The sequence below is a fragment of the Mesotoga sp. UBA6090 genome, from assembly GCF_002435945.1.
Taxonomy (GTDB): domain Bacteria; phylum Thermotogota; class Thermotogae; order Petrotogales; family Kosmotogaceae; genus Mesotoga.
In genome coordinates this window covers 1-17,280 of record NZ_DIXC01000011.1, presented here as the reverse complement: position 1 = coordinate 17,280, position 17,280 = coordinate 1, and the positions used below count along the sequence as shown (strand labels likewise).

General features: G+C 44.1%; 15 protein-coding genes and 3 tRNA genes. 8 read left to right on the top strand and 10 right to left on the bottom strand.

What is annotated here, in order from left to right:
- Positions 1-416: 416 nt before the first annotated feature.
- Complete coding sequence (locus B3K42_RS01790; protein ID WP_181419099.1) at positions 417-1,559, bottom strand: recombinase family protein; 1,143 nt, start codon at positions 1,557-1,559, stop codon at positions 417-419.
- Positions 1,560-1,710: 151 nt separating this feature from the next.
- On the opposite strand from B3K42_RS01790, the gene B3K42_RS01785 reads away from it, so the two are divergent.
- Positions 1,711-2,418 (top strand): DUF5131 family protein, encoded by a 708-nt coding sequence (locus tag B3K42_RS01785; protein ID WP_110990830.1) that lies wholly within the window; start codon positions 1,711-1,713, stop codon positions 2,416-2,418.
- Here the strand turns inward: B3K42_RS01785 and tcmP are convergent.
- Positions 2,415-3,482, bottom strand: a complete 1,068-nt coding sequence (tcmP, locus tag B3K42_RS01780) for a three-Cys-motif partner protein TcmP (RefSeq protein WP_110990831.1) — start codon at positions 3,480-3,482, stop codon at positions 2,415-2,417. The two genes, B3K42_RS01785 and tcmP, sit on opposite strands and share 4 nt — an antisense overlap.
- A gap of 27 nt (positions 3,483-3,509) precedes the next feature.
- On the bottom strand, positions 3,510-3,785 hold the full coding sequence (locus B3K42_RS01775) for a hypothetical protein (protein WP_110990832.1): 276 nt from the start codon (positions 3,783-3,785) through the stop codon (positions 3,510-3,512).
- Positions 3,786-3,998: 213 nt separating this feature from the next.
- Here B3K42_RS01775 and B3K42_RS01770 point away from each other — a divergent pair, with 213 nt between their 5' ends.
- From B3K42_RS01770 to B3K42_RS01760, 3 genes are all read left to right on the top strand, one after another.
- Positions 3,999-5,243 carry an HD-GYP domain-containing protein gene (locus B3K42_RS01770; protein WP_110990833.1) on the top strand — a complete coding sequence of 415 codons (1,245 nt, stop codon included), beginning with the start codon at positions 3,999-4,001 and terminating at the stop codon, positions 5,241-5,243.
- Positions 5,244-5,389: 146 nt separating this feature from the next.
- On the top strand, positions 5,390-5,923 hold the full coding sequence (locus B3K42_RS01765) for a hypothetical protein (protein ID WP_146227058.1): 534 nt from the start codon (positions 5,390-5,392) through the stop codon (positions 5,921-5,923).
- A gap of 12 nt (positions 5,924-5,935) precedes the next feature.
- On the top strand, positions 5,936-6,079 hold the full coding sequence (locus tag B3K42_RS01760; RefSeq protein ID WP_181419101.1) for a hypothetical protein: 144 nt from the start codon (positions 5,936-5,938) through the stop codon (positions 6,077-6,079).
- A 668-nt stretch (positions 6,080-6,747) separates the two neighbouring features.
- Here the strand turns inward: B3K42_RS01760 and B3K42_RS01755 are convergent.
- Positions 6,748-7,008 (bottom strand): hypothetical protein, encoded by a 261-nt coding sequence (locus B3K42_RS01755; RefSeq protein ID WP_110990835.1) that lies wholly within the window; start codon positions 7,006-7,008, stop codon positions 6,748-6,750.
- A 250-nt stretch (positions 7,009-7,258) separates the two neighbouring features.
- Here B3K42_RS01755 and B3K42_RS01750 point away from each other — a divergent pair, with 250 nt between their 5' ends.
- From B3K42_RS01750 to B3K42_RS01740, 3 genes are all read left to right on the top strand, one after another.
- Entirely contained in the window at positions 7,259-10,324 is a 3,066-nt protein-coding gene (locus B3K42_RS01750; RefSeq protein ID WP_110990836.1) for a type ISP restriction/modification enzyme, read from the top strand.
- A gap of 148 nt (positions 10,325-10,472) precedes the next feature.
- On the top strand, positions 10,473-11,546 hold the full coding sequence (locus tag B3K42_RS01745) for an AAA family ATPase (RefSeq protein WP_110990837.1): 1,074 nt from the start codon (positions 10,473-10,475) through the stop codon (positions 11,544-11,546).
- Positions 11,543-12,175: a DUF3226 domain-containing protein gene (locus B3K42_RS01740; RefSeq protein ID WP_110990838.1), complete on the top strand. Its 633-nt coding sequence runs from the start codon at positions 11,543-11,545 to the stop codon at positions 12,173-12,175. Before B3K42_RS01745 ends, B3K42_RS01740 begins: the two co-directional genes overlap by 4 nt.
- Before the next feature lie 134 nt (positions 12,176-12,309).
- On the opposite strand, the gene B3K42_RS01735 is transcribed toward B3K42_RS01740, so the two are convergent.
- The 5 genes from B3K42_RS01735 to B3K42_RS01715 all read right to left on the bottom strand — a co-directional run bounded on the left by B3K42_RS01735 (position 12,310) and on the right by B3K42_RS01715 (position 14,546).
- Positions 12,310-12,555 carry a LexA family protein gene (locus B3K42_RS01735; RefSeq protein WP_110990839.1) on the bottom strand — a complete coding sequence of 82 codons (246 nt, stop codon included), beginning with the start codon at positions 12,553-12,555 and terminating at the stop codon, positions 12,310-12,312.
- A gap of 306 nt (positions 12,556-12,861) precedes the next feature.
- Positions 12,862-12,938, bottom strand: a tRNA-Met gene (locus B3K42_RS01730).
- 7 nt (positions 12,939-12,945) lie between these two features.
- Positions 12,946-13,022 (bottom strand) — tRNA-Met (locus tag B3K42_RS01725).
- Positions 13,023-13,079: 57 nt separating this feature from the next.
- Positions 13,080-13,168, bottom strand: a tRNA-Leu gene (locus B3K42_RS01720).
- A gap of 46 nt (positions 13,169-13,214) precedes the next feature.
- On the bottom strand, positions 13,215-14,546 hold the full coding sequence (locus B3K42_RS01715; RefSeq protein ID WP_110990840.1) for an MBL fold metallo-hydrolase: 1,332 nt from the start codon (positions 14,544-14,546) through the stop codon (positions 13,215-13,217).
- Between the two features lie 94 nt (positions 14,547-14,640).
- Here B3K42_RS01715 and B3K42_RS01710 point away from each other — a divergent pair, with 94 nt between their 5' ends.
- Positions 14,641-16,011: a sodium:glutamate symporter gene (locus B3K42_RS01710; protein ID WP_110990841.1), complete on the top strand. Its 1,371-nt coding sequence runs from the start codon at positions 14,641-14,643 to the stop codon at positions 16,009-16,011.
- Between the two features lie 866 nt (positions 16,012-16,877).
- Here B3K42_RS01710 and B3K42_RS01705 read toward each other — a convergent pair.
- Positions 16,878-17,072, bottom strand: coding sequence for a hypothetical protein (locus B3K42_RS01705; RefSeq protein ID WP_422655857.1), 195 nt, complete (start codon positions 17,070-17,072; stop codon positions 16,878-16,880).
- Positions 17,073-17,280: the final 208 nt, after the last annotated feature.

Genomic DNA, 17,280 nt, shown 5'->3' with positions numbered 1-17,280 from the left:
CTTGCGACCGGCTGTTTTCGAACGAAGACAATGTCACCGTCAAGCAGTTTAGGGAACTTGCTGAAGTCCTTTTAAGGGAGAGCTCTCATTAAACCTCGGTGCGAATCAAAGGATCGGAGTTCTCACTCTTGGATACAAGACCAAGATCCCTGTTATGATTCATCCCGGGTTATCTAAGAAGTGGGAAACGCTCTTCAAGAAGGAGTTGCCGGGAATCTTCTTTGGAATTGAATTGCGCTTCTGAAAATCAAACAAGCCTCCCAATGGGAGGCTAGGTTCTTCTAATCTGAGCGCTTCATACACGCAGTTACGCCCTAAATGCTTGGTGGCGGCGGCCGGCCACCATTCAAAAGTACAGTTCACGGGTATGATTCGACTCACTTTCTCCCTTCAGAAGAACATCTATATAGCCGCCCTCATAGATGATGACCTTCCCTATCATCTCCTCGACAAGGAGACGCTGAGAGTAGTAGTCTCCTACCACTAACTGCCAGTTCTTCGAAGTCTATGTCTTCATTGAGAAGCTTTTTCATGTATGAGATGACAAATCCGTCTGCCTTAGCAGCACTCATTGAGATGCATTTCACGTCCCTTTTTCGGTACCACCTTCCACATTGATACCTTCTGTGGTTCGCTCCTGACGAGTACATCTTCGAACCGCAGTCACCGCAGTAGACGAACCCTCTCAGAACAGGCCCCGGCTTAGATCGAACTTTCTTCATGGACGTGAGTTTTGATTGCACTGTTTCCCACGTCTGGATGTCTACAATTGCCGGGATTGCTCCAGGCACCCTGATGGTGTCGTCTCTCTTCGCATGATAGTTGTGCTTTCTTCCCTTCCTGAAAGTGAATGTCCCCGAGTATTTCTCGTTTCTCAACATATCGACTAAGGACGCTCGTGACCAGGGGCCTCCCCTTCTGGTAAGATGGCCCTCCCTATTCAGCCAGGCGACAATTTCCCCATAGCCTTTGCCATTAGCGAATTGTCTGAAGATCTCTCTGACCAAAGAAGCTTCGCTATCATCTATTACATATACCTTCCTGTTTCTGGTTGCTTCAGGATCTCTCACTTCCTTCAACTTGAATCCGAATGGTGGGACCCCTCCAAGAAAGTATCCTCTCTTCGCCACCTTTGTGGTCTTAGTCTCTATCTCCTCCCGGAGGTTTTCTATGTAAAACTGGTTAACTCCGGACTTGATCCATCTTTGAAGTCTTCCGGCGGGAGTTCTGGGATCCACGTACTCTCTGGCATACAAGACATAGACTTTCTTTTCTTCCAGCTGCCTTATGATGACTTGTTCTTCCACGCTGTCTCTCTCAAAGCGGTCCTGCTTGTCCACGAGTATGAAGTTATAGGCACCATTCAGCGCCCTTTCGACCATGGTAGAGAAACCCGGTCTCTTTTCGGTTCCGGAGGCCGTGATCTTGTCGTGGAATTCGTCAATTATCTCGATGGAGTTATCTCGGGCGAAGTTTTTGACTATTTCGAACTGAGTTTCAATACTGGTTTCAGACTGCTTTTTCGTGGAGACTCTTGCGTAAGCAGCGGCCTTTCTCAATAAAAACACCTCCTAGCTATATCATAGGATTAGTCGAGATGTTCGATGAAAAGCGCTTCAAAAACAAGGTATACATATGATAACATAAAGTATAGAGCATCTTTCTTCTTTGGGTTTTTCACAGTGTACGTAGAGAATAGGAGGGTTAATCATGGCGCTTAGTTCGAAAATCGAGTGGACAGAAGCGACGTGGAATCCTGTAACCGGCTGTTCTAAGTTTAGCAAGGGCTGTGAGCATTGCTACGCTGAAAGATTATGCAAAAGGTTGAAAGCTATGGGTAATAAGAAGTATGAAAACGGCTTCAAACCTACTGCTCATCCGGAGTCGTTACATGAACCACTTGACTGGAGACAATCGAGAATGATATTTGTCGTATCGATGGGGGATCTCTTTCACGAAGACATATCCGACGATTTCATAATGAGTGTATTTGAGACTATGAACAGAGCTTATTGGCACACTTTTCAAGTACTGACAAAGCGAGCGGAGCGCCTGCTAGATATTTCAGAAAGGATCAAATGGACACCAAATATCTGGGCTGGTGTGACAGTTGAATGTGCAGACTATAAGTATAGAATAGATTTGTTGAAAAGTGTACCTTCGAAAGTCCGTTTCGTTTCAATGGAACCCTTAATTGGCGGAATAGGTTACGTTGAGCTGAGGAAAGTACACTGGGTGATCGCTGGTGGGGAAAGCGGACCTGGTTCGCGCGCTCTTAATCCAAGATGGGTGAGGGAAATTCGCGATCAGTGTAGAGATCAAGATGTCGCTTTCTTCTTCAAACAGTGGGGGGGGTTCAACAAGAAAGCTAACGGCCGGGTTCTTGACGGTAAGACGTGGAATCAATTGCCTGTCTAGGTTTCTTCAGTTATTCTGACGATGGAGTTCTTGTTTATGGTTTTGCTTCCGGAAGTGACCTCGATCTGCCCATTATCAAGCAATTCTTTAAGATGCGCCCTAACGTCTTTTTTCGACCACTGAAACTTGTCGCTGCAGACGATGAAGTCGCAAATTTCTTCTACCTTCATCTCCTGCCTATCAACCAATTGTCTCAACACCTCGGCGAATGAGTAATTGCTTCCGGGCATGAAAATGGTTAGCTGATCCTTGGAGTATCGATCGTCGTTAGAAAAGTAGTGTGGCGTCTTGCTCAATGAACTCATTACTTCTTTCATAATGGAGATTCCATCACAGTGTTTTGTTAGATGAAATAGATCGTACAATGGAGACTTTTTTTTGGAACTGACCATTGAGTATCTAGTTATCAAAGAACCGGTTTGCTTCTTGAGGTTTGATGAGAAGATCTTAGATATCTCTTCTATATCTTCAATACCATCCAAAGCTCTTTCATCGCCCATGATCCTCTGTACGTCAGAGCTGGTCCAGAATCTTAGATTCCTGTTTACGTCTGAAAGCATGAAATTGAATAGAATCTCCGAGGAATTTTTCTTGGTTGCTTCGACAAGGGTTATGAAGGGTACCGTTCTCGCACTGTAAGGATCAATGAAGAAAAACGAAGCGGAGGAACGACTCGAAGCGTGTCCGAGAATCTTCTGAAAGTCATCCACGAAGTCGCAGTTGAGACATTTAATTACTACTTCATCAGAAAAGGAGTCGTTGAACTCGCAGAGCAGCTCATCAATAGCGGTCTCAAGTGTCTTTATCGTTTCACTATCAATGTCGCAGAATACGAGGTGGTACTTTGTCTTTGGGTGAACCTTCCAGATCTCGTGTGCCTTCCTTAACGCAATTATTGGTGATCCGATTACTCCGTTCTTGAAAACTCCCGGACCGGAACATGTATCAAAATAGAAAACGTGACGGAATCCACTTGATGTCTTCATAAACCACGGTCTAAGATACTTCTCTAGGATCGTCTCCTTAATTACCGAATGCTCCTTTGGATGCCAGCTTTTTGCCATTTATTCCTCCCACAACTTAAAGAGTAATTACCATTCGAAATAGGTTGAATAGCATCTACCGTTCTTCATACATCCCCCGAACGCATATGCCACCGACCTGGTATTCGTTCCCGGTAAATAGAACACCGTAGTGAGTTCCTCAACGTCCTGGCCATTTTCTTGCCAGATCCTTTCGGTAATTTCCCTTAGCTTATCTTCTGATGGCCTATTCTCAGATAGCTGGACCTTAACATTTCTTCTAAGCATACCTATTCCAAAATCCCTTATGCTCAGGATCTTATAGGTCAAATCCCCGCTTTTCAATGCTATCCCCCTGAAAGTTATTACTTCACGTCTGTCATTTTACATCAGTTAACATTCAACACAAAACATACTAATTAACTCGACTTATGAGCACCGAAGAGGTGTCAAGCTCTCAAGATGGTTACAGTTATTACCCTTGTGTTTATATCGAAAGATTAGGTGATATGATTAAACAAAACGTGTGAAGCTTTGCAAAGCAATGGGAGGTGGAACATGAAAGGATTTGACGAGCTTAGGTATATCCGTCCTACGCTAGTCATATTCGTTTTCGTTGTTACTGTTCTTCTAATGATGCTTCCGTACCACGTCTTTCAGAATGAAGCTATAGACTATACACAGAAGATATACTCAGGGATTTTTGAAACATCTGTCGAAAATCTGGCATCAACTCTTAGTGTAGGTTATTTCCAATGGCGCGCAATGTACAATGCGGTGTCTTCTGGAGATGAAGAGTTTGTTAAAGAGATGCTTAGCGAGATTCAGGAGGATTTCCCGGGGATAAGGTCTGCTAGGCTAATAAGCAGACCACCAGACATACCTACTCAAGAGACGTACAAGCTTTCAACAGTTGATCAAGAGCTCTATCTTTATTTCAATATCTATGACAGCCTTATGGAAAATGAGATCTCTGACCGGGTCGTGATTGCGAGAATTGACAAAGATGCTTTGCTCTCGGAGATGCATCTGGATGAAAGAGTAAGCTTAACTTCCGGAGGATCAAAGTCTTTTGCCTATGGGCTGAGGGCTGAAGTAAAAGGATACGACCTCACGAAGTGGCTGATTTTCCACGCTTTGGCGGCCGGGATAATTGGTGTCTTGTTCATGATGGAAGTGCTGGCTCTAGGTCTTTCCAGATACTATGAGATGCATGGTCTTCAGGAGATCACGTATTTGTGGGAGATGGAAGACTCATATACCGCCTTCCATTCTAAGAATGTGTCGAAGATCGCCGGACTTCTTGCAAAGAGAATTGGATTGCGGGGAAAGAAGATCCGGGAAATCGTTAACGGTGCGAAACTTCATGATATAGGAAAAATCGGGATATCTCACAAGATCTTGAGAAAAAGAGGACCGCTCGATGAGATTGAAAGGGAAGTCATTCAAGGACATCCAGAGCACGGAAAAGAAGTGCTTCAACACTTCAAGTACCTGAAGAAGTTCATTCCTTACGCCTATATGCACCATGAAAGGGAAGACGGTACGGGATATCCTCAGGGTCTGAAGGGGGATCAAATACCGCTAGAGGCTAAGATCATTGCCGTGGCCGATGTCTTCGAAGCCCTCACGGCTGACAGACCTTACCGAGACGCTTACTCCTTTGCGCAAGCTGTCGACATGATGACTGAAATGCCTCTTGATCAGGGTATAGTCTCTGCGCTCATAGAGATCCTCCCTGAACTTGAGCCGGAACTTCGCGGGAGAAATCCGGAAAAGTGTTGTGGGATAGGGTGTGAGTGATTTTCTTGGTTCTAGACAGGTTTGATCAAACGAAAAGCAATCCGTTCAAGGGACTGCCATCTTGGCAAGTTTCCTCTGACGCGATTGTGTTTACTCATGTGCTAGAATTCAGTAGCAAGACCTCCATACTATTGGGAGTGAAAGCTTTGGATAATTACACAGTTATTCGTCAAGAACCTGATTCTGAAAGGAATCTTGAATTGCTACTTGAAGAGACGGAGAGGATTTTCTACTATCAGCTCGAACTGAGTGACAAACTGGACGCAAAAGCAACCAGTTTCATTCTCTTCTACTCAATACTGTTTGGTGCAGAAGCGATTGTCGTTTCTACGTTTTTTGAGATGATGAAATCAACGTATTTACTGAGTATGCACTTGCTTGCCTCGAGTGTAATTCTTTCGTTCTTGGGATTGTTTTTTGCTGTATTGGGTTTGCGCCCAAAGGTCTTCGCAATTTCAATGATAAGTAGAGCAGAGATTGACTGCACTGCAAGTAAATCGTATGACGATCTTTGCAAGCACCTAATTGCTTACTACGTTGATGAAGTGCAACCGAACAAGCTCAGCAATGATAAGAAAGCGAGCTGCCTATCAATCTCATCTTTACTGGCAGTACTGAACCTTTCTGTCCTAGCGTTATTTCTTGTAGTAATCATCATAAGGGAAATTTGGGATAGTTGAGGGAGGAATGTCATGAGCAAGAAGTCCAAACCTGAAAAACCGAAACCTGAACCGCATTCTTCGGTTCTTCCACCAAAACCGATTTTTGAAGGAGGACATCATAAGAAGGATTCAGGTGGAAAGGTTGAGGAAAGAAATAGCGTTAGGACGTATTGAAAAAAGAAAAGCAATCCAGTCACGCATAAAAGTGTAACCACATCAGTCATAACAACTTGTTATTTGCAGAAATCTCTTGAACCACAAAGGAAGCTTCGCATGCAAACTCAGGCCAGGATTAATGTTTCTGCCAAATTCATTACAATTCCATTTATCAAATCAACAATCCTTAGAAGCAAATCTGCTATTCTGATCATATATAACACCTCACTATTGACTCTGCTGCAGTTTAAAATCAAACAGATAATTAATTGTAGATACATTAACATACATAATAGAAACATTAAACCCTGGGCATCAGGAAATCCTGACCTCAATTCTCACTATCATAATTATATAACATAATGGCATATAATATGTTGCTTTTGCGTTACATATATATGCAAGTTGAATTACTGTCCCCGATGTTTATCGGTGAAACCTCATATGTTCGCAATTCGTTGCTCCCATTTCGACAACTTGAAGTTTCTTTGTGAACCTAACACATTCCAAAACACAATCACACCGTCCCAAAAAACACCTGAAAGCAGTTTCACCAATCATCTTGCGGTGGCTTAAGCAAATACTTCTTTGCTATCCCAACGGATCCCGTAAGATCACCATTGTGTCTGGAAACTTAGCTCACAAAGCTCACTAATACGTTATAAGAGAAGAGTGATGACCAGCTCCTAAGGACGGCTTTCATAGAGTCTGAAGTGATTCACTTCCAAGAATCTGATTCCGTTTTCTGAGCTGATTCTGACCCTTCTGCCTTCTACGAGAGTTGTCTTGAGCTCATCAACGTCTTGATCTGTAAAGGAGCGTGACTCGAAAGTGACATACTCCCGAGATGCCACATTTCTGCCAAGAATTGCCACATAATAGTCTTTCTTGCCATGGTAATCTCTCCACATAACGCGAATGATCTCGATATCTTGGATTTCCGGCATCCTTATCTCCCTTCAACTGATTGCAGCCGCAATAAACTGGAAAACGTATAGTAATTCTACACGACTTAACTTTCAAAACAAAACCTCCGGATAATCTCGGCTTATGTTATCCAAAAGTTGGAGACCCCCATTAAAAACCATGGACATATTGGCAGTATAGGTTTCCGGATAATTCATAAACTACAAGCGTCGAATATTATGAAGAATACGCTACAATGGAAATAAGTCAACAAGCTAAGGGGGGTTAGTCTTGTTTGAAGCCTACTTGAAAGGGATCTTCGAGAAGTTTAGACATGGAGATGCAAGGGAAGAGAGCTATTACTCGGTTCTTGAGAGACTTCTAAATGATTATGCTGCCGAGAAAAACATAAAGGCCAGTGTTACTACTCTTCCTAAACAAACGGAGGCAGGGAATCCCGATTTCAGAATCTGGGACGGAAAGCAGAACATAATCGGATATATTGAGGCTAAAGAGCCGTCCGTAAATTTGGACTCAGTTGAGAACTCTGAGCAACTGAAACGCTACAGATCAACCTTTCATTGTCTGATACTAACTAACTTCTTTGAGTTTCGTTTGTTCATAGATGGGGAGAAGAGAATGAGCTCTCTACTGGCCTATTCAAATATCATGTTTTCGATGAACAGGGTCCCTCCTGTGCAGGATGAAAGCGGTACTCTTCGACTTCTTGAAGGTTTCTTCGAATCATCAACCCCCAGGGTATTGAGCGCTAAGAGTTTGGCAACAGAGCTGGCCAAGAGGACCCGGTTTCTTAGGGACGAAATAATAAGAGTAGAACTCGAAAGCGGGAATGCCGATTCTGAAGATCTTGAGGGATTCTACGAAGCTTTCAAGGACTACTTGATTTCCGATCTGACGGTCGAAGGCTTTGCGGACTTGTATTCTCAGACAATAACTTATGGTCTTTTCGCTGCAAGGACACGTGCAACCAATGGTTTTAGTAGGCAGCTTGCTTATTCATATATTCCCAAGAGCATCGGGATACTGAGCGATATTTTTAAGTATATCTCAATGGGCAAGATCTCAAAGTCGATGGAATGGATGGTGGACGATATCTCTGCCATACTTGGCGTCGCAGATGTAAAAGGCATTCTTGATCGCTTTTATCACGAAGGAAGAGGTTCAGATCCAATAATTCATTTCTATGAGACTTTTCTAGCAGAATATGACCCCAGCACAAGGGAGAAGCGAGGAGTCTACTATACGCCCGAACCGGTAGTCTCTTACATAGTAAGGTCATTGAATACTATTCTAAAAGAGAAGTTCGGAAAAGCTGACGGCTTTGCAAGTGAAGGAGTAACCGTTCTTGATCCTGCAGCTGGTACCATGACATTCCTTGCGCAGGCCGCTAAGTTAGCAGTTGAAGAATTCACTCAGAAATATGGTGAAGGAACGGTCAAAGGGCTGATAAGAGATCACATAATGCAAGACTTCTATGCCTTTGAACTCATGATGGCACCCTATGCAATTGGACATCTGAAGATGTCTTTCTTTATTGAAGAGCTTGGGTATCGGTTGGGAGATGATGAGAGATTCAAGTTGTACTTGACTAATACACTTGAGAAACACAAGGTACTGCAGACAAAACTCCCCGGGACAGCCTCTCTTTCGAGAGAATCTGTGCTTGCACTGCAGGTCAAGGAGAAGGCAGAGATTCTCGTAATCCTAGGAAATCCTCCGTACTCTGTTAGTTCAGACAACAAGTCTGAGTTCATTGAGGATATCATGAACGACTACAAAGAGGCTGTAAGATCTGAGAAGAACATTCAGCCTCTTTCGGATGATTACGTGAAGTTTCTGCGATTTGCGCAGCATAAGATAGACCAAGCAGGCAAAGGAGTAGTAGGGTTCATAACTAATCATAATTATCTTGATGGGCCGATCTTCAGGGGTATGCGAGAATCGCTTGCGAAGTCCTTCAATGAGATCTATATACTCGATCTCCACGGAAATCTTCTTCGAAGAGGGAAGTGCCCAGACGGTTCTAAGGACGAAAATGTATTTGATATAAGGACTGGAGTAGCTATTGTGATTCTCGTGAAGCATGATCAGGAAAACAGGGGGGTCTTTCGTAGCGATCTTTGGGGGAGAAGAGAAGAGAAATATGCTGAACTCGCTTGCAAAGACACAACCACTACTGTGTGGGAGAAGCTTGAACCCCGCAAACCTCAATTCTTCTTCAGTTTGAGAAATTCAGAACAGCTTCACATGTACAACAGGCTTGTGCCAGTTTCGAGGATTTTCGAAGCCTACAGCAGCGGCATAAAAACGCACCGAGATCATTTCGTAGTTAATTTCGATAAGAACGTTCTGATCAACAAGATTCGTCAATTTCTTGATCCCCGGCTTGATGACGAAACTGTGCGAATGATGTTTGACCTTAAAGATAACAGGGACTGGAGATTATCTGAAAAGCGGAGAAGGATAATGGAAGATCCTTATTGGGAAAGCAGGGTGATCAAGACTCTATATAGACCCTTTGACTTCAGATGGATCTTCTATCATAGGGACGCAGTTGATTTTGACAGAACAGAGATTATGCAGAATCTCCTCGAAATTCCGAATACTGCTCTGATTTGTACTAGATTGAACCGCGGACTGAGCAACAACTACTCCTTTTCAAGTGATCAAATAGTCGACGTTCATTGCCTTGATAATGCACAGGATTCTATGTATGTATTCCCACTTTACAGGATTGAAGCGAATCAACATAGGACATTATTTGGAAGAAAGCCTCAACCTAATTACAGCGTTGATTTCGTGAAGGAGTTTGATAGAAAACTGAAGCTGAGCGAGTCGCCCGAGATCTTCTTCAACTACATCATTGCAGTCATGTCGTGCAATGAGTACAAGGACCGGTTTGGTGAGTTTCTGAAGAGTGATTTTCCTCGAATTCCAATAGCAGAAGACTTTTCACTCATTGAAGAGGTGGCTCTACTCGGGAAAAAACTTGTAGAGACACATCTTCTCACTTCTTCAGAACTCAAGAGCTCAACTGCAAAATTCCCAAATTCTGGAGATAACGTCGTCGAGAAACCTTTGTACGATTCGACGACCCAAAGAGTTTATATAAATGAAAACCAATATTTCGAGAGTGTGGAAAACGAAATTTGGGATTATATGATCGGGGGGTATAAGGTCTGCGAAAAATGGCTGAAGGACAGAAAAGGCAAAACGCTTTCAAATGACGAGATACTCCACTATCTAAAAGTAGTGACTGCAATATCGAAGACAATCGAGATTCAGAATGAAATCGATGAGTTGTATCCTTTAGTAGAAAACAGTTGCAATCATTGAAGTAGAATCTACAAATGTTCAACTGTGCCACTACTAAAGATTCGCTTTGAAGCAGATCTGTTATATAATGCAGCTAGGTTGGTCACCGAGCTTGCATTAGGTGAGTTGCAGGATTAGGTAGAGAGTTAAGTAAAGGAGGGAACTTCCATTGTTATGTTCATTTGCTGTTGAGAATTTCAGATGTTTGTCGGACACAAAACTAAATGATTTGAAGAGGGTGAACCTAATTACAGGGATTAACAACGTGGGGAAAACAAGTCTACTTGAATCTCTGTTCATATTCTCTGGAACATATAATCCAGAATTGCTTCTGAGAGTGAATAAGTTCAGGGGATACAGCGGGTTTGATATTAATTTTGATTCTTCAGCATCGCCTCCTTGGGAATCTCTTTTCAGAGAATTCAATACAAATCGTATGATAAGGGTTTGCGGTCTGTTCAAGAACAATGGTGAACGGATAATAACCATTTCTCACAGTTTGGAGAACGTTGCCACTCCTGTTAAGATGGTTCCTGTTAAGCATGAAGAGGGCACGTATGCATCTTCTTCCATGCCTATACTATCTGCAACTATGACGGTTAAAGAGATAGGGGAGAAGAAGCAGGTCTTCAGGATAGTATTCGATCCCAACGGCATGAGAATCGAACCAACTCCTCCACCGCCACCTTTTCCTGGAGTTTTCATAGCCGCTAGTAGCAGATTCGACTTCAAGGAAGAAGCGAGGCGATTCAGTTCTCTCGTTAACAAGAAGCAGGAAGGAATTGTCATTGAAGCACTTAGGCGAATAGATAGTCGTGTCAAAGATGTTTCTCTCACTTACATGGCGGGCGAACCGGTTCTGAATGCCGACATTGGAATAAGCCATTTGATACCTTTGCCAGATATGGGAGAAGGTATTACTCGTTTGCTGAGAGTCGTTCTGGCAATTTCCAGTTCGCCTGAAGGCATTGTAATGATCGACGAAATTGAAAACGGCTTTCACTATTCTTGTCTTGGAGACCTCTGGGAAGTCATAGATGAAGTATCAAGAAACACAAATACTCAGGTCTTCATAACAACACATAGTCTCGAGTGCATAAAGAGTGCCCATGAAGTGTTTGGTAAAGGTGACTATGATTTTGCTCTGTTCAGACTTGATAGGATCAAAGAGGAGATTGAGATTATGAGATACGATAAAGAGACGCTAACTTCCTCTCTTGAGTTTGGGATGGATGTCAGATGAAAGAAAAAGACAACGAGAACAAGTTCTTGAGACCAAGGCTAATCTTGGTCGAAGGGGCTGAAGAGTACTTTCTTCTTATTGAGCTATTCAAGAGACTTGGGTACGAGGATATCGAAGTAGGGAATTATGAAGGTAATAACAATTTGGGAAATTTCATGAATTCAATGGTGAAACTCACCAACTATAAGAAGAACGTAAAGGTCATCGGGATTTTAAGGGATTGTGAGAACAATAGACAGGCTGGCTTTCAAAGTATCCAGTCGGCTTTGGAGAAAGTCGGTTTACCAGTGCCAAATGAGGAGGATTCCTTTGCTCCCAACACCAATGTTGCCGTTATAGTACGCCTTATCCCAATCAGTGTTGATGAAGGCTGTCTCGAAGATATCTTCATTCAGTCTTTGTCTGAAGATGAAGCCTTGAAGCCTGCAAATGATTATGTAGATAAGCTTATTGAAATGAAACTGAAGTTGCGACACAAAAAGGCTTTGGTGCATGCTTATCTTGCTTCAAAGCCCGAACCTTACAAATTGATTGGAACCGCAGCAAAGTGCAATTACTGGGACTTTGAACATATTGCATTCAAGCAGCTTATTGATTTCATCGAGGCAGTCGAGAAGCAACCGATATAGTAATCCCCACGATTATCTCTACTTCGAAGGCAATAACTGCACCTCAGGTGAGAACTCAACGAATAATGACTGAGATCTAATGAGTAGGCCAACCATTCGTTCACCGTTCTAATTGAGAGCTCTAAATCTAAGAACTAAGAATCAGAAAACTTTCTCTTCAAACCAACAACTACCCCGATAATAGCACATTCGGAGTCCCATCTATCTTTATCTATTCTAATTGGCTTGTATTCAGGATTCTCAGAGGTAAGAATTACCATGTCAGATCTCTTCTGGAAGTACTTTATGACGCCTTCCTGGCCATTTATACGCACGACTACCATCTGGCCGTTCCTAGCGACAGGCTGTTTTCGCACGAAAACGACGTCACCGTCAAGCAGTTTAGGGAAAACTCTGGAGCCTTCCCTAACATAGAGTCAGTACATTCTTTGATATTGGAAGCTGAGTTATGCCAACAACATATCGACTTGGGTTCCGTTTGATTGGGAAGGAATTAATTTCATGCCTTTGCACAGATTAGAAATATGAAAATGGAGGTATCCATTTCTGAAACCAATGAACCAGAAACAGCTCATCTGATTAACTTGTTTCTCGTTCTCCAATGTGAGGAAAATAATGATAAAGCCCCGGTTGTCCCGGGGCTTTCAATTTCGGTTCGTACCCTATGATGAGTGTACACAAATGCTTGGTGGCGGCGGTCAGAATCGAACTGACGACTCTGCGGGTATGAACCGCATGCTCTAGCCAGCTGAGCTACACCGCCTAATAAATGGTAGCGGGGACAGGATTTGAACCTGTGACCTTTGGGTTATGAGCCCAACGAGCTACCAGACTGCTCCACCCCGCACCGGGTATCTATTATTCTCAATATTTCTATATGAATGACCTGCTTTTTCTGCTTCCATGGTGCCGGGGATGGGAATCGAACCCACACGAAGCCCTCGCTCCAACGGATTTTAAGTCCGTTGCGTCTGCCAGTTCCGCCACCCCGGCAACCGTAAACTATGATAACACCAGTGCAATTCCTTGTCAACCGGAGCTAAAGCTCGACTGTCTGAAGATTCGATGGTATCTGAATCTCAAACTCATACTGCAGTTCTTCGGCGAGGTTTTCAAGTGCTCCCTCGTCACCGTGAACATAGATCAGTTTCTCTGGTTGGAGCTTTCTGGGGAGGTCGAGCAGTTCCTGGTAGTCGGCATGGCCCGAGAAGTTGAAGATATCTATGTTCTTCGTCCCTATTTCTACAGTTTCTTCTCCCAGAGTGATTTTATCATCACCATTCTTGGTTGATTGAAGCACTCTATAGCCATCTGATTCTGGACTCTGATAACCCATGAAGAAAATGCCGTCCTTGCTGTTAGGTAGCATCTGCTTCGCGAAGATGTAAGAAAGTGTATCTTCAACCAGCATTCCAGCTGAAAAGACCAGGAGAGCCGATTCTTTCGAGTAGAGGAGCCTCTCGATACTCTTGGGCGCTACCGTAACATTCTTCTGGAAGTTCTGCATGAACCACTTTCTGTCTTTATCGCTTATGCGTTCGTAATTGCTCATATAAAGATTGCTCAGAGAGGCGACCATTCCATTTGTGTATATAGGAACGGAGGGGATCTTGTTCTTCTGCATTAGCCTGAGGAGCATGTATATTGTCTCCTGTCCTCTCCCAAGAGCAAATACCGGCAGTAATACCCGCCCGCCATTGTCTAGAACGCGTTTCACCGATTTGCTCAGGCGCTCTATTTCGCTATATCTTGTTAGAAGCTGGTTTTCTTTCGCGCCGTATGTTCCCTCGGATATCAGTGTCTCGACCTTCTTTGGAAGCTGGGCCGGAGGGATGGTGAGCTGCTGCGAAAGAGAAATATCTCCAGAATAGAGTATCCGCTTTCCTTTGTGTTCGAGAAAGATCGAAGCTGCACCCATCACATGTCCTGCCGGATAGAGCGCCACATCCACTACGTCGTCTATTGAATATCGCTGGAAGTACTCCATGGGATATATTCTTCTCTTCAGCTCGTTGATCTCGCCGTGATTGTATAGTATCGGTTCTACACCATCCTTGGCGTTTTTCTTCTTCATTACCTCAACGGAGTTCTGAAGTATTCTAAGTGAAAGACCCTTGTTTTCTTGAGCCATCAGGATGGGGGCATTTGGCCATCTTTGAGAAATGTACGGAAGAGAAGAGAGATGGTCGTAGTGGGAGTGGGAGATCATTATCACATCTAGATCGTCTATTTTGTCAATTTCAGGTAGCGACTCGAAACCTTCCTTTACTGGGTGTCTTCCTGCATCAATTAAAATATTTTTCCCGTCCAGACTAAGGAGATAGGAATTTGCGCCTATCTCGCGGCCGCCACCAAGCGGCGTTAGTGTCATCAAATTTCCTCCTTTTTTACAATTCTAACAAAAACGAGGAGAATTAACTTGAACTGTCTCTGATACAATTGCTTTGATCAAAAGGGGTGATCTCATGGAACAAGACTGGACTTCAGTACTAGATTTCGCTTATTTATCGATCCTATTGGGTGTCGCTTCCGTTTTGAAGAGGTTGATTTCTCCATTGAGCAAGGTCCTCATTCCAAATGCCGTTATAGCCGGTTTTCTTGGGATTCTTTTGGGCCCGGAGGTTTTGAAGGTAATTCCCTTCTCTTACGATAGACTTGGAAACCTCGTCTACCACCTGATGGCGATAGGGTTCATTGCTATCGCGTTGAAAAAGACACGGCGCTCAAGCACAAAGTCATCCGTCAACACGGGCTTCCTGATCAGCATGTCGTACGCTCTCCAGGGTATGGTAGGTTTCGTTATTGGTATTGCGCTTGTTGGACTGTTCTTCAAGGATCTCTTCCCGCCCTTCGGGCTGCTCCTTGCCCTTGGTTTTGCTCAGGGCCCGGGCCAGGCCTATTCTCTCGGAAGTCAGTGGGAGGCTCTTGGCTTTACCGGTGGAGGAGCCGTAGGCCTAAGCGTCTCAACGCTGGGATTTCTCTGGGCCGCCTTTGGTGGAATAGTGATGCTGAACACAATGGTCTATAGAAAGCGACAGATCGGTATCCAGATTGAGAAACCGACCGTCAAGAAAAGAATCGAGGCGACTATGAGGGACTTCGAATTCTCGGACATCGACGGCTTTACGATTCAGATTTTGGCTGTTGGAATAGTGTATCTAGTCACTTACCTTTTCCTGAAATGGTTCACGGGCTTAATTGTTGGATTGGGAACATTCGGCGAGACATTCGCTCAGGTTCTCTGGGGTTTCCATTTCGTGATAGGTGTTCTTTTTGCAATGGCGTTCAGAGCAATATATGAAAAAGTAAGGAAATCAGAAAAGTATGAAATTGAATACATGAACGACTTCCTCCTTCAACGGATCGGCGGAGGTGTCTTCGACTTCATGGTTGCGGCATCGATCGCCGGGATTTCCTTCTCGGTGATTCACGAGTATATCTGGCCCGTGATAATCCTTACCTCGATCGGTGGGCTATTCACTGCTGGCTACACAATCTGGTTTGGCAAAAGGATCTACGAGAAGGCACCCCTGGAACACATCGTAACCTTTTTTGGAATGCACACAGGTACGCTTTCGACGGGCATGGCATTGCTCAGAGAGGTAGATCCAACCTTTGAGACCGGAACTGCTGAGGACATGGTTTTCGGAAGTGGCCTGGCATTATTCCTGGGTATTCCGATGCTAATACTGTTGAATATTCCCATACTTGGTTACAAAGCTGAGCAGCCAATCTACTACCTGTACTTCATTCTGGGTTTGTCAGCTTATATCGGCGCGATGTACTTCTTCTGGTTCAGAAAGGCAAAGATAAGAGGCAGAGAAAAGAAGAGTTAGCCGAGCAAGAGTAGCTGAGAAGCGTCGTTCTCCGAAATTGATCAAAATCGGATCCCGAAACAAGTTCGGTATGACAGTCCTTTGCGTCATTCTGGCATGATTCTGGCCAGAATCTCGATTCATAACCCGAGACCCTGTACTCATTACTTTTTACTTTGCACTTTTCGTCATGAACTCGTTTCAGCACCCCAGCGGGCTTTCCGAAAACGTCGCATCCCGTCATCTGAACTTGATTCAGAATCTTGATGCTCACTTCTTGGATGTCAGCAATGAGCCTAGTTCATTGCCATTAGGAAAGGGTCTCCTTTCTTCTTCTTGCATCTTGGAACTTGCAATCGTTCTTTTCTGAGAACGGAGAACCTTTAAACGGCAAACCAGCTTCTGTTGCTCTTCCAACCTCGTACCCCCAACCCCTAACCTCGTTATCAAAAGCCCAGATCCCGGGTCAAACCCGGGATGACGGCGTGAAGTACTCCCGATAGACTGCCACAGTGACAATGTCAGACGATTCTGCAATTCTTTTGTAGGGGCGAACGGCTGTTCGCCCTAAAGAGAACCAATAACGCCACGCATCTAATGACAGGCTCTAAGGGATTACAGCGTCTGGTAATCTTGAAGAACACAACAATCAATCAATAGGTTCTCCTCATGGATTTGATGAGTATTCACAAATTCATCTGACTTTCTGAAGAAATAGATGACCTGAAGAAAAGGGGCGTGCTACTGCACGCCCCTACAACTCTGTTATACTTCTCACTCGCTACCCGATATTTTCAAACTCCAAGTTTCGCAACCTTGTTTAGCTTTCTGGCTGTGATCTTCTTCTCTTTTTCGGCCAACGGATAACGCTCAACCGACCACCAGTTTCACTTCGCCAGTTCGTATATCTTCTTCACATCATCCTTGTCAAGCTTGACGAACTGACCTAGAGGACCCTCTTCAGTTGCCTTCCGGGCCATCTCGTCGAATTTGCCCTCGGGAATCCCGGCACCTGTTAGTGTAACCGGAATCCCAAGGCTTGCGAAGAATTCCTTCAGCCTCTTGATCCCCTCTAATGCCACTTTTTCTTGGTTCCTGAAATCCGGTTCAACGTCCCAGTGTGCCAAGAAGGCGAAGAAGGGAACTTCTAGCCATGCTTAATCGAAGATGAGGGAGGGCCCCTCGAAGCCGCCATGTAGGTGGAGGCTTCAAACCACCGTAAGCTGCTGTGGTAAAGAGCCATGGTAGTGAACGTTACGGGAAAAGGCGGGACGGCGATCCCGTCAGGTG

What these genes read in the sequence shown, in the direction of transcription:
- B3K42_RS01755 (WP_110990835.1), bottom strand. Translation starts at nt 7,008, where the DNA reads ATGCCGGAAATCCAAGATATCGAGATCATTCGCGTTATGTGGAGAGAT.
- B3K42_RS01770 (WP_110990833.1), top strand. Translation starts at nt 3,999, where the DNA reads ATGAAAGGATTTGACGAGCTTAGGTATATCCGTCCTACGCTAGTCATA.
- tcmP (WP_110990831.1), bottom strand. Translation starts at nt 3,482, where the DNA reads ATGGCAAAAAGCTGGCATCCAAAGGAGCATTCGGTAATTAAGGAGACG.
- B3K42_RS01740 (WP_110990838.1), top strand. Translation starts at nt 11,543, where the DNA reads ATGAAAGAAAAAGACAACGAGAACAAGTTCTTGAGACCAAGGCTAATC.
- B3K42_RS01715 (WP_110990840.1), bottom strand. Translation starts at nt 14,546, where the DNA reads ATGACACTAACGCCGCTTGGTGGCGGCCGCGAGATAGGCGCAAATTCC.
- B3K42_RS01710 (WP_110990841.1), top strand. Translation starts at nt 14,641, where the DNA reads ATGGAACAAGACTGGACTTCAGTACTAGATTTCGCTTATTTATCGATC.
- B3K42_RS01785 (WP_110990830.1), top strand. Translation starts at nt 1,711, where the DNA reads ATGGCGCTTAGTTCGAAAATCGAGTGGACAGAAGCGACGTGGAATCCT.
- B3K42_RS01760 (WP_181419101.1), top strand. Translation starts at nt 5,936, where the DNA reads ATGAGCAAGAAGTCCAAACCTGAAAAACCGAAACCTGAACCGCATTCT.